We start from the raw sequence: 13,569 nt of genomic DNA, 5'->3' as shown, positions 1-13,569 counted from the left end.
CAAGTCATTATCAATGCTTCTAATTAATCTAGACTGTCTAGATTATATTTATTTCTACTTGAAGAAGCAAGATGAGACCTAGCAATAGACACTCTTTTCGAATAAACTCACTTATAATTCCCAGTTCTTAAGTTTTTAAGTTCTTTAAATCTACATTTATATGTGATTACCGACTGTTTATCTTTAAGTAAGGTAAAATTCAACTGGATATCTAAAGAACAGGGAATAGGAAACTGAGAATGAAAGGTGATGATATAGCTGATAGACGGATACTTTTTGATGTTCTTATTTGTGATCAACTCTAATATATATCGCATGTAATTTTGATAACTATTTATGGCTGTGAGTGTAGGGAAATATGCTAAATAAACGCTATAATTACAAATTAAGGCAAAGCTAATAGCGTCGCCACAACACGTTTGCCTACTGGTCGAATATCACCGCCTGCATGTTGCTGCACCACTAAGCCCATTTGTGGTTCAGCAACACCAAGGGCAGTTAATGCCGCGGCAAAGGCTTCTAATTCACCAGCATTTTGAGGTCTGTGGTCCTCTTCATAGCGTACAACCCCAGCATCATGAAATTGCTGCAGTAACTTTTCGATATGATTTTGATCTTCTTTAGTACCCCGTAGGTATTCAAGGACACTTTGTGAAAAATCTGGCCATAAATATGCTAATGAATAACGCGGATTACACTCAACTACCGCATGATGTGGCAATTGCCCCTGACGAATTTCATTAGCTAATGATAAAGCTATGGCGGTTCCCTGGACGGTAACGGCACTAGACTGTGCCAACGGCAATCGCACCCAGGTACGTGACGCCCAACGTGGCAAGTTTTGACGTAATACGTTATCAATTGCCCGTCGGCCATGTTTGGCACCTGACCAAGTTAGCGGTGCTGCTATAGCTATTGCCGATAGCTCACCCCATTCGCCTACAGTACCTATTATTTGGCTCATGGCGGAAGTAACACTTGGTACAGTCGTCGCCAAAATTGACATTGCTGGTAATTTAGCCTGCCAATAAAGTGAAACCACTGATATGCCTACGCGCGGCGCAGGTCTTATTCCGAATACGACGCCCATGCACAAAATCCTAGCACGAATATTAAGTGAGTGTCAGGAATCACAACACAAATTAACCACCATGTTGAATTATTTTTTTGCATTGGCCAAGGGACGTACTTACTTTACCCTTATATTGCTTTTCTTATTTTATTGCCTAATACCGCTACCTTGTGCTTTGGCGCATTTCGCAAAAATCTTGCGATGTTTAAGGTTATTCTATGTCATCAGAATCAGTACCTAAGGTTAAAATTGAGATAAAACCACTTACCGAACTATTGCAAAACTGGCGTGACCTAAAACCACGTAATCTCATAGCAGTATTGCAGCGCACTCAAGATATTTATGGCTATCTTCCTATGCCTGCTCTTGATCATATTGCCCAGTTTATGAGGGTATCACAGGCACGGGTGTTTGGTGTCGCCACCTTTTACTCTCAGTTTCGCCTTAAACCATTAGGCGTCCATCTTATTCAAGTATGCAATGGCACTGCTTGCAACGTTAAAGGCAGCGAAGCGCTTCTCGATGAGTTAGTTGCTATCTTGGGCATCCGTCCAGGTGAAACCACCGAAGATGGTAAAATTTCGCTTGAGCAAGTTACTTGTATCGGCGCTTGCGGTGTTGCACCTGCAGTCGTGGTAGACGGCGAAGTGCATGGCCGAATGACGCCAAAATCAATTCGTAAATTAGCTGATAATTTGCTTAAAGCACCAACCAAGAAAGCGCGAATACCGGTTGCCACCTTAAAAGATGCAGTTACCGACAAAAAAAGTTTTTTGTCGCGTTGTTGTGATAAATGCAAAAATCGTGAAGACTCACCATGCCCTGAATTTTTACTTTGTCGTCTTGAAGATAAAAGCTGCCATAACGATGAAATCTGCCAACAATATCGTCAAGAATTACGGCGCCTGGTCAATCATCAAGGCAAGCAAACCATCACTAAAATTGCGATGTGCCGTGGCTTAACCTGCGATGCGGCTTTTGGACCAGCAATTCAATCAACTCCAACTGCAATCATAGAGCTTATAAGTGAAGCGGGTTTACGCGGTCGCGGTGGCGGTGGTTTTCCGACTGGTAAAAAATGGGCCATAGTACGAGCGCAAAAAGATAACGAACGCTTTTTAATTTGCAATGCCGATGAAGGTGACCCTGGTGCTTTTATGGATCGCAGTATTCTCGAAGGCGATCCGCACCGAGTGCTTGAGGGAATACTCATTGGTGCTTATGCTATTGGTGCCCAGCATGCTTTCATTTACTGTCGCGCTGAATATCCGTTAGCAATCCGTCGCCTTGAAATTGCCATTACGCAAGCGCGTAAATACGGGTTGATCGGCAAAAATATTTTAGGCTCAGGTATTAATCTTGAAATTGAAATCATTCAGGGCGCTGGTGCTTTTGTTTGCGGTGAAGAAACGGCCATGATCGCAAGCATCGAAGGCAAACGTGGCATGGCCGTTAATAAACCACCATATCCCGCTCAGGATGGTTTTAATCATCATCCTACTTGTGTCAATAACGTTGAAACTTTTGCTAATATCCCATTAATTGTTAAAAATGGTGCCGCTTGGTTTCGCGAAGTTGGCACTGAAAAAAGTCCGGGCACTAAAATATTTTCATTATCTGGCAAAATACGTAATACCGGTTTGGTCGAAGTACCAATTGGGATTACCGCTCATGAACTCATTCATGTCATTGGTGGTGGTGCTGCTGAGGGTAGTTCAATTAAAGCTGCACAAACCGGTGGCCCTTCAGGAGGCTGCATCCCCAGTGACCATATGAATGTCGCCATCGACTACGAAAATTTAAGAGCAATTGGCAGTATGATGGGCTCTGGAGGATTTGTTGTTACCGATAGCGGCACTTGCATGGTGGCATTTGCCAAATTCTTTCTTTCTTTTACCCAGCATGAATCATGCGGCAAGTGCATCCCTTGTCGCGAGGGCACTAAACGCATGCTCGAAATTCTCGAGCGTATTACTGACGGTAAAGGTACTATTAGCGATCTTAACAAACTTAAACACCTGGCCGCAGTTATTCATCGTACGAGTGCTTGTGGTCTAGGGCAATCGGCACCCAATCCAGTGCTTTCAACCATTCGTTATTTTGAACATGAATATTTAAGCCATATTAATGATTTGCACTGTCTTGCGGGTGTCTGTAAATCATTGGTAACCTTTAGAATTCTAAATAATTGTCGCGGTTGTGGTTTATGTGCACGTTACTGTCCTGAGCAGTGTATCAGCGGCAATAAAGGTGAAATATACAAAATAGATCATTCTCGGTGCACTAAATGTGCCCAATGCCAACGTGTTTGTCCCTTTGGGGCAGTGGCGCGGACATAAATGAGGTACAGCATGGCTGAAGTTGAGCTTACTATAAATGATATTAAGGTAAACGTCGCACCTGGCACTACCGTTCTCCAAGCTGCAAAAAAAATCGGTGTTCGCATACCGACTTTGTGCTATGATGAAAAGCTTTCAGTTTCGGGAGCATGTCGCTTGTGCGTAATCGAAGTTTTAAATCCAGATGGTACTTCACGGCTTGAACCTTCATGTTCATACCCAGTTCAGCAGGGGATGGAAATCCGCACTAACACGCAAGAACTTCGCGATGCGCGCCGCACTATTATTGAATTAATTTTAGCTAACCACCCTCGCGCTTGCCAAACTTGTATTCGCAACGGTCGTTGCCAACTACAAGCCGCATGTAGAGAATACTCAATAGATCAAATTCGCTATGCGGGCGGAGAAAAACGTCATTTTGTACCAGATGATTCATCAGTGGCACTCACGCGTCACCCTGACTTCTGCATTTTATGTGGTAAATGTGTCAAAGTATGCCGCGAGGTGCAGACTGTTTATGCACTTGATTTTGCCAACCGTGGTTTTCAAACTACAGTTCTACCGGCATCAAATAGAGATTTAGCTGAAACCGTTTGTGTTCTTTGTGGTCAATGTTTGCTTAAATGCCCGGTCGCTGCGATTCGCGATAAAAGTTATATTCAAAAAGTTGAAGCTGCCCTCGTCGACCCTTCTATTATTGTTACCGTACAAATTGCCCCTTCAGTACGAGTTACTATTGGTGAACTTTTTGGTTTGCCCGCAGGTACATCATTAACTCGTAAAATCCCCGAAGCTTTGCGACGCCTTGGATTTAACTATATCTTCGATACTGATTTTGGCGCTGATATGGCAGTAATGGAAGAAGGGTACGAACTAATTAAACGTATTAAAAACGACGGCCCCTATCCGCTAATTACTAGTTGCTCCCCAGGTTGGGTAAAATATATGGAGCATTTTTATCCTGAATTTATCCCTAACATGTCGAGTACTAAATCACCACAACAAATAGTGGGAACACTTACGAAAACATTTTTTGCCCAACGCATTGGCGTTAATCCTCAAAATATATTCAATGTATCTATAATGCCGTGCTCTGCTAAAAAATTTGAAATCCAAAGACCGGAACATAATCAACTCAATGGTGGCCTTGCCGAAGTTGATGCCGTGCTAACTACACGTGAATTCGGCGACTTGTTAAAACTACACGAAATTGACATCCCAGTGCTTCCAGATTCACCTTTTGATGATTTATTAGGCACTGCTAGTGGGGCTGGGTTAATGTTTGGCGTAGCCGGCGGTATGATGGAAGCCGCTTTACGCACAGTTGCCACTGTACTAGACCCTAATAATGAACCACGTATTGAATATTCTTTATTACGCGGCACTGCAGGAATTAAAAAGGGTTCAGTTATCGTAGGCGACCGCGAACTAAAACTCTGCGCGGTGCATGGCTTAGGAAATGCCCGGCAAGTCTTAGATGATATTAAAACCGGCAAAGAAGAAATTCATTTTCTTGAAGTTATGGCTTGCCCTGGTGGATGTATTGGTGGTGGTGGGCAACCTTTGCCTACTACTGAAGAGATACGCAAACGTCGTGTTGAAGCAATGTACAGTGAAGATCGCAATATGGGTCTGCGCTTGTCACATAAAAACCCTGCCGTACAAGAGATTTACGCCAAATTTCTTAACGCACCTTTAAGTGAAAAAGCTCATCATTTATTGCATACTTTCTATGGGCCACGTAAACCACGTGGTTGTTAATTAATGGAGATATCTAAAAGTGTCTGATGATCATCAAATATTGCAACTAAAACGCGCTGCCGCAGAAACTGCAGTTAAGCAGATAAAAAATGGCATGTGTATTGGACTTGGAACTGGAACAACTGCCACTTTTGCCATTGCTAAAATTGGATTGCGTCTGCAGCAAGGTAATTTAAAAGATATTACCGCAGTCTCAACTTCAAAAAGGTCTACTGCACTAGCTAATCAATATAATATACCATTGCTCGATTTTAGTACAATACGCAAACTTGATATAGCTATTGATGGTGCTGATGAAGTTGATCCTCAATGTAATCTTATTAAAGGTGCTGGTGGCGCTATGCTCCGCGAGCGCGAGGTTGAACAGCATGCTGAACATCTAATAATCATTGTTGATGATAGCAAAATAGTTGACAAGTTGGGTACCCATATGGCGCTCCCCGTAGAAGTTTCGCAAACCAACTGGGAGCCTGCACGAATTGCTTTATCCGATCTGGGTTGCAGCACCATTTTACGCTACGCGGAACATGGGCCATTTATTAGCGATAGTGAAAATTTCATTATTGATTGTCGTTTTAATAACGGTATTGATGATGCCGCAGCTCTTGCAAAAAACATTGAACAAATCGATGGTGTGCTTGCTCACGGTTTATTTTTAAAAATGGCAACTGAAATAATCGTCGCCAGCAGCAATGGTGTACGTAGTATTAAACCATAACTACCAATACGCTTTTTAGACTAGACCGAGTTGACTACTGCTAAGTATCTTTCAAGAAACAAACAACGTTTGATCCTATTGCAGCAGTTCCTAGTTGCCAGCGCCGGGTGTGATGCAAAGCAATTACTGTCTACTTTTTAATGGGATAATGCCTCTAAGAATTAAGTGGTTAGAGCATTTATAGTCGGCAATAAATAGTGATCGCATTTATTTTAATGCTCATACGTTTTGACGCCGCTCGCCATTCATGGGTTCTTTAAATTCTTTAAATACTTAGCAACTTTTGCTCATTTTTTAAGAAAATACTAATATGTAGGCATTTTCGTTGGGACTTTATTACATATGAGTGAAGCATTAAAATTAAACCCACTTGAACAAAATCTTTTAGATTGGGCCAATAGTAGTGGCTACGCTATTGATGAAATAAAAAGTGATGTAATTCGAGAAGCTTGCGAAGAATTATTACTTTTTAATGGGTTAAATCTAGATTACACCAACATTATCGATTTGCGTGATAGCATCACCAAAAAGCAAAGCGCTACTGAGCAAGCACGAGTAGCTAGTCAACAACTACAAAAAGGCACCTTGTTGGCAAATACGTCAATTAACACTGCCGTAAAACACGGTGGTAAACTTATTGGTGCTAAAATTGCACCTAAACAAGTCGAAGCAAGCAGCAACTCACCTGCAATTATGCAAAAGGAAGTCGCCCAAACCGTATACTGTATATTGTTCAGCTTTATTAAAATAAATCAGCCTTATTTGTCCTCAGTTGTCGACCGAAAATATGAGGCCTCTGATAAAATTGCTGACAAATTTGCAATCGAAACTTATTATATTTCTTACTATTTAGGAAAATACGATAAAAAAAGAAAAGACAAAAATATATACGCAAAAGAATTTGATGCTAATGAAGTTGCACGTGCAATATGGTTTTATTGTTTATCTCTTTATCAGGTCTATTTGCAATTAAGTGACCCTAAAACCACTTTAACACCACAAAATTTTACAGAAAAAAGTTGGGCCAACGTAACACCAATGGCAATAAGCAAATATGCGCTTAGCAATATATCTAATATTAATTATTCTGATTATTTATTTCTTGACTATCAATTATCAAGCAACCCTGACTATCAAATACATTGTCTATATTTTCCAGATAAGCAATCTAACAAGAAACTATGCTTGCAAAATATTAATTGCCGTCTTGGTCATGATGAAGGCAATCGTGATGCACAAAGCATGCTCTATAAAAATAAATTTCTTTTTATAAGCAATATGAATGCCGTTAAAATTGCCCATAGAACGGAGCAAAAAGAACGCGAAATCGCTATACTAAATGCAAAAACCCGACAAGTTATTGATCTTTACGCTGGCCGCTGGAGTCATTCTATTAAAGCAACCAGAGTCGTAGAATCACTAGTTGAGATATTTAATATACCGAGAGACCATCAAACTTCTAAAGGGGTGTCTTTATATTTACGCCAACAGCTAAGCTTATCACAAGCGTATAGAAACGCAAACTATAGCCAAGCAAATGGATACTCTGAGCAAGTTCATAATTTATCACAAAGCAACTGGGATGAACTTTGGCATATTCTTGAAATGGATAAATATTATCAACTTGATTTAAACGACAATGATGATTGGATAACTCGAAGACTTGAAGCCAACAGAGCCCGACAATAAGCTAGGGCGGCTTGATAATTTTATGAAAATTCACATAATAATCCACGATCTTGCTACTCATCTCTACTGACATTATGATATTTATCGTTTACCCTGTGTATATATCGTAAATTATGGCATAAGATCTTGTAACAAATTTTTGTACAATTTTAAGGAGTATAGTAAAAGTGCCTGAGGACCTATATCAACATGAAGATAATACAATATCGTTGAGTTCACTGCGTATTGCCGAAACTGAACGTGCTGCTTCTAGCAATAAAAAGTCACGCTTAATACTTTTTAGTGTTATCGCATTAGCTATTATTGTTGGAGTTATATTTTGGCTTGCCTCTGACCGAGTTATTGATGTTCAAGTAACTACTGCTAAAAATGTTGTTGCCGGACAAGAAACAACCCTATTAAATGCTGCTGGTTACGTAACTCCTCGACGTCGTGCCACAATTGCAGCTGAAATTACTGCACGAGTTGTTGAAATGCTTGCAGATGAAGGCATGGCCGTAAAAGCTGGTGATATACTAGCTCGTCTTGATGACGGTGACGCACGCAAACAATTGCAAGCTGCTAAAGCACAACTTGAAGCTGCTAAAGCCAATCTGCCAATTCTCAATGTTAATTTGAGTAATGCTGAACGTGAATTAAAACGTCAGCAAGAACTCTCTGATGCTGGTGTAGCTAGTACTCAGGCACTTGATGCAGCACGCACTGCACGTGATGGCCTGCAAGCTCAGCTAGCAGCCGCAAAGCAACAAGTTAATGTCGCCCAAGCCAATGTTGCTTTAACGCAACAACAAGTTGATAGCAGCATTGTTAAGGCTCCTTTTGCAGGCATTATCGTATCAAAAGATGCGCAAATAGGTGAAATGGTGTCACCGATTTCGTCTGGCACCGGTTATACTCGCACAGGTATTGCGACTATTGTTGACATGCAATCACTTGAGGTCGAGGTTGATGTAGGCGAAGCCTACATAGCTAAAGTAATTGTTGGCCAACCTGTAAAAATAACTCTTGATGCTTACCCTGATTGGAAAATACCTGGTAAAGTTCGCACTGTTATTCCAACTGCCGATCGCCAAAAAGCTACGGTAAAGGTTCGTATTGCTTTTGAGCAACTTGATCCCCGCATTCTTCCTGATATGGGGGTTAAGGTAGCTTTTCTAAGCGAGACCTCTAAAAAAGAAGCGCAACCAACAGCACGCGCTTTGCTCCCTGATACAGCCATCCACAATCAAGACAGTAAAACCGTAGTCTTTGTTGTAAATAATGGGCGGCTTGAACGACGCGCCGTACAAGTTGGTAACAATAATGCTGGTGAAGTAGAAATATTAGCTGGAGTATCACCTGGCGATACTGTGGTAGTCTCATCAGTATCACAACTACGTGACAATCAAGCAGTTGCAATTAAACAATAGATAAGATAGCAAGCTCATGTGAGGATTAAGAAGCATCTAGATCATATAATGAATGATGGTAATTTATATTTCTAATTTTTTAACAAAAAAGTATCTACAGTTTCTATCTATATAACTCGGAGAAAATCATGGTACGAGTTGATGGTAATGGTAATGGTAACGGCAAAAGCCTAATTAGCGTTCGCGACCTTGATAAAAAATATCAACGCGGCGGTGAAATAATTGATGTGCTGCAAGGACTCAACCTCGATGTAGATAAGGGTGATTTTGTTGCCTTTATGGGACCGTCAGGTTCTGGCAAAACTACTTTGTTAAATTTACTTGGCGGCTTAGATTTGCCAACCGATGGCAGTATCACAGTTGATGGTGATGAGATCACTCATATGTCAGGCCCAAAACTCACGGCCTGGCGTTCTCGTCATGTTGGTTTTATTTTTCAAATGCACAATCTATTGCCAGTATTAACCGCGTTTCAAAATGTTGAACTGCCACTACTGCTTACCAAACTATCAAAGTCACAACGACGCAAACATGTGGAAACCGCACTAAAACTAGTGGGTCTTGGTGATCGCATGCAACACTATCCGCGGCAACTCTCAGGCGGACAAGAACAACGTGTCGCAATAGCGCGTGCGATTGTAACTGACCCAACTTTTTTACTTTGCGACGAGCCTACTGGTGATCTCGACCGTAAAAGCGCCGATGAAGTTCTGCAGCTTATTGATCGCTTAGTAAATGAATTTGGTAAAACTGTGCTTATGGTCACCCACGACCCACTTGCAGCAGAGCGAGCACATGCAACCTTGCATTTAGAAAAAGGCGCTCTAATTGAAGCTCAAAAAGGTGCACCACAATGAAGCATGCACCTTTAATATTTGCCAATCTCTTTCGCAAAAAAACGCGTACCATCCTTACGATTGGTTCATTTACGGTTGCTCTTTTTCTCTTTGGCTTATTAGTTACCATTCGCACCGCGTTTGTAGGCGCCATTGATGTTGCCGGTGCTGATCGAATTGTTGTGATTAATAAAGTATCACTCATTCAACCATTACCGCTTAAATATCGCGATCAAATTAAAAATATCGATGGTGTTAAAGATGTTACCTATGCCAACTGGTTTGGTGGCATCTATATCGATGAGCGTAATTTCTTTCCGCAGATGGCAATAGACTCTGAAACTTTTTTTAATATGTACCCTGAATTTGTCGTTCCTAAAGAACAGCTACAGGCGTTTTTAGCTGATCGCCAAGGTGCTATTGCTGGCATAAGTACTGCTGAACGTTACGGCTGGAAAATCGGTGATCGCATTCCCATTAAAGGAACCTATATTACAGGTTTGTGGGAATTTAATCTACGCGGTATTTATAAAGGTACACGTCCTGCTGATGATACAACACAGTTTTGGTTTCATCACAAATATCTAGAAGAAAACGGTCCCGATTGGATGCAAGGAATAGTGGGGTGGTATGTAGTTCGTGTTAACGACCCACAAAAAGCAACAGAAGTTGTTAAAGCTATTGATGAACATTTTGCCAATTCTCCATGGGAAACCAAAACCGATACCGAAAAAGCTTTTATTGTCTCGTTTGTTAAACAGATGGGCGATATCGAATCGCTAATTCTGGTTATTGGGGCTGTAGTATTCTTTACCCTTCTATTAGTTGCTGGCAACACCATGGCTATGACCGTACGTGAACGTATCAATGAAATAGCAGTGCTTAAAACTATTGGCTTTAGTAACGCACGCGTGTTGGGTTTGATTTTAATCGAACCGGTTATAATGGCTTTTATTGGCGGTGTTTTGGGTATAGCTGGCGCTAGAGCAATTGTGCCCGTGCTTGAAAAATCTATCCCTGGTTTTATTTTTGTGCTTCCCGCTGAGCAACTTGTGCTGGGTGTAATTATTGCAATGATCTCAGGCTTACTCGCTGGCTTGCTACCTAGTATTACTGCTCAGCGACTACGTGTAGTTGATGCGCTACGAAAGGTTTAAACCATGGCTATTCCTATCATTTATAATATTCGTAGCGTTAAACAACGTTGGACTTCTGCCTTAGTTGCGATTTTAGGCATTACCGGAACCGTTAGTGTATTTATTGCTATGCTAGCCTTAGCACGCGGCTTTGAGTTAACCCTGGTTAGCTCAGGTTCACCAGATAATGCTATTGTTTTGCGAGCAGGCTCTAATTCTGAAATGGTCAGCATGATTGAACTTGAGCAAGCCAAAATTATTGCTGATGCTCCTTACGTTGCCAAAGTAAATTCTACTTCGCTTATAAGCCCCGAGATGGTGGTTATAACCGCAATACCGCTGGTGCAAACTAATACTGATGCCAATGTTCAAGTGCGCGGTGTGTCTGCGCATGTTTTAAACGTACGCAAACAAATTAAAATCACCAAAGGCCGTATGTTAAAGCCAGGTCTTACTGAACTGGTGGTTGGCTCTCACGCCGCTGATACTTATAGAGGTCTCAAACTTAACCAAAAAATAAAAATCGGCGGTGATTCTTGGACAGTGGTTGGCATTTTCGATGCTGGTGGAAGTACTTTTGATTCAGAAATTTGGGCTGATCAATCAATACTTGCACAAGTATATCAACGACCGACAAATATATTTCAATCAGTAACCGTAAAGTTGAATTCACCTGAAGCTTATGCTTCATTTAAAGATGCGTTAAGCTCTGATCCTCGTTTGAATGTAACGGTTGAGCGCGAAATTGATTATTATCAAAAACAATCATCTATGCTGGCTACAATGATTAAAGTTTTAGGTACGCTAATTGCTTTAGTTATGGGTGTTGGTGCTATCTTTGGTGCTCTTAACACCATGTACTCAGCAATTACCGAACGAGCGCGCGAAATAGCTACTTTGCGGGCACTTGGTTTTCATGGGGGCAGCATTGTAATATCGTTTGTTTTTGAATCGATGTTTATTGCTTTAATAGGCGGCATTACCGGTTGCTTAGTTGTATTGCCACTTAATGGTCTCACTACCGGCACGGTAAACTGGCAATCTTTTTCCCACGTATCCTTTGCTTTTTCTATTACTCCTGCTCAGCTAATCACCGGCGTCGTCTTTGCTCTATTAATGGGCCTGATTGGTGGTTTTGGCCCTGCAATGCATGCCGCCCGTGGGCAAATCGCAACAACACTGCGGCAATTATAAGCCCCCAAACACATAAAGACGGGAGATTTTATTCAATATTCTTATTTTGTCTCGCTAGCAGAGTGCCATTACCGACCCCAAGAGTTTTAACCGCAACACAGCATTAAGCTAGTTGGATACATGGATATAGGGCATAGATACAGCGGACAGTGTTTTAAAAACACCAACCATTATCCAGAACAACCCCGATAGCAACCATATGCTCCTTCACCACCGTAGTAACATGTACCTTTTTCACAATACCAGCATTTACCGCAATCGCAATCTGCATTACAGGCGCCATAGCCGCCATCACTGTTTTGCGAAGTCGCACAACTGCTCGATTCACAATGATAATCATCTACATCAGATGCTATTCTCTCTAATATAATATAACCGTTTGCTTCATTATCACATGGTGCCCGGCGCCAAATTGTATCACCATAATCAGAACTAACCATCACCATATCAAACTTAAAACTTGTATTTACATCGGTAATGCCCGCCTTACCTAAAGTATCTTTAACCGTCGCGCTTATCTTTGGATAGCACCCAATTTTATCATCACAGTCAGAATAAGCAGGCGGCGCAGCCGTATAACTACCGCACAATATATTGGTTATATCATCCATTTTTCCACCACCATTTATTCTACCGCCTGGACATAAAAACATAGCATAATCATGCCACGAACTGCCGTTTGAGCATGTATCCCCTATCTGAACATAAGCACCAACTGCCTTTGCTGCAAAACTGGTTGGTTGGCCTTGTTGTATAGAATTATCAGCAACGTCATCATTGCTTTCTCTAGTATCACTACTTGTAGTGCCATAAGCATCATTATTAGCATCATCATTTTCACTTTGGTTCTTGTTGCCGCAAGCTCCTAAATGCATAGCTAAAACAAAAACTGTTGCCATTAAAATTGATTTTTTTAATCGTTTCATTGCCTTTTCCTTTAAATAATTTCCCCAATTTTCCCTCCTAAATAATGCAACTATGATGCCATTCGTAATAACCTTAATTTTATTGGGTATTTTTTCTCGTTATATTATTAATGTCTCAAAATGCTACATATCTCGTGTCGCATTTTGATACATATGCTCTTGAGTTTTAATGATTACTTACATTTTATTTATAAAATCAAATCAACATCAGACATGATATCCATTTAATAATTAACGTTTAGTAAGTTTTTCTCCTATATACACAACATATAATGGTTCATTAACTCGCACTGGCCATGAAAAATGTATTCGATATTTTGGTGTTTGCACTTTACCATGCCATGGGCAAAATATTTTTACATGGGGTTTTTGCGGATGATTAAAAGTTAATGCGTTTTTAAATTCATTTTTTTCTTCATCTGAAGAATCAGAAAAAAGAGCGCCGCGACCACCACCACCTTTTTTTCCTGTAAAAAAATCCTGATATAT

Annotated in this window: 11 protein-coding genes; 8 read left to right on the top strand and 3 right to left on the bottom strand. The window is 40.9% G+C overall.

Translation table 11 applies throughout. The features are described 5' to 3' along the window. Positions 1-385: 385 nt before the first annotated feature. Positions 386-1,090 carry a DUF429 domain-containing protein gene (locus JW841_08200; GenBank protein ID MBN1960914.1) on the bottom strand — a complete coding sequence of 235 codons (705 nt, stop codon included), beginning with the start codon at positions 1,088-1,090 and terminating at the stop codon, positions 386-388. 200 nt (positions 1,091-1,290) lie between these two features. Between JW841_08200 and JW841_08195 the strand changes: the two genes are divergently transcribed. From JW841_08195 to JW841_08160, 8 genes are all read left to right on the top strand, one after another. Further along, positions 1,291-3,411, top strand: coding sequence for an NAD(P)H-dependent oxidoreductase subunit E (locus JW841_08195; GenBank protein MBN1960913.1), 2,121 nt, complete (start codon positions 1,291-1,293; stop codon positions 3,409-3,411). 12 nt (positions 3,412-3,423) lie between these two features. Further along, on the top strand, positions 3,424-5,172 hold the full coding sequence (locus JW841_08190; protein ID MBN1960912.1) for an iron hydrogenase small subunit: 1,749 nt from the start codon (positions 3,424-3,426) through the stop codon (positions 5,170-5,172). A gap of 19 nt (positions 5,173-5,191) precedes the next feature. Next, the gene (gene rpiA, locus JW841_08185) at positions 5,192-5,890 is read left to right on the top strand and encodes a ribose 5-phosphate isomerase A (protein ID MBN1960911.1); all 699 of its coding nucleotides are present in this window, start codon (positions 5,192-5,194) and stop codon (positions 5,888-5,890) included. A 342-nt stretch (positions 5,891-6,232) separates the two neighbouring features. Continuing rightward, positions 6,233-7,579, top strand: coding sequence for a hypothetical protein (locus tag JW841_08180; protein ID MBN1960910.1), 1,347 nt, complete (start codon positions 6,233-6,235; stop codon positions 7,577-7,579). Positions 7,580-7,746: 167 nt separating this feature from the next. Further along, positions 7,747-8,988 (top strand): efflux RND transporter periplasmic adaptor subunit, encoded by a 1,242-nt coding sequence (locus JW841_08175; GenBank protein ID MBN1960909.1) that lies wholly within the window; start codon positions 7,747-7,749, stop codon positions 8,986-8,988. Positions 8,989-9,116: 128 nt separating this feature from the next. Further along, positions 9,117-9,845, top strand: a complete 729-nt coding sequence (locus JW841_08170; GenBank protein MBN1960908.1) for an ABC transporter ATP-binding protein — start codon at positions 9,117-9,119, stop codon at positions 9,843-9,845. Further along, positions 9,842-10,981 (top strand): ABC transporter permease, encoded by a 1,140-nt coding sequence (locus JW841_08165; GenBank protein MBN1960907.1) that lies wholly within the window; start codon positions 9,842-9,844, stop codon positions 10,979-10,981. The genes JW841_08170 and JW841_08165 overlap by 4 nt, the downstream gene beginning before the upstream one ends. Positions 10,982-10,984: 3 nt before the next feature. Next, positions 10,985-12,154 (top strand): ABC transporter permease, encoded by a 1,170-nt coding sequence (locus tag JW841_08160; GenBank protein ID MBN1960906.1) that lies wholly within the window; start codon positions 10,985-10,987, stop codon positions 12,152-12,154. A gap of 170 nt (positions 12,155-12,324) precedes the next feature. Here JW841_08160 and JW841_08155 read toward each other — a convergent pair whose 3' ends face one another. Continuing rightward, complete coding sequence (locus JW841_08155) at positions 12,325-13,080, bottom strand: hypothetical protein (GenBank protein MBN1960905.1); 756 nt, start codon at positions 13,078-13,080, stop codon at positions 12,325-12,327. A gap of 231 nt (positions 13,081-13,311) precedes the next feature. Next, positions 13,312-13,569 (bottom strand): hypothetical protein (locus JW841_08150; GenBank protein MBN1960904.1); only part of this gene is annotated, 258 nt, incomplete at its 5' end.

The organism is Deltaproteobacteria bacterium (genome assembly GCA_016931625.1).
Classification (GTDB): domain Bacteria; phylum Myxococcota; class XYA12-FULL-58-9; order XYA12-FULL-58-9; family JAFGEK01; genus JAFGEK01.
Note: the sequence above shows the minus strand (reverse complement) of the source record. Positions and strands in the feature narration are given on the sequence as shown.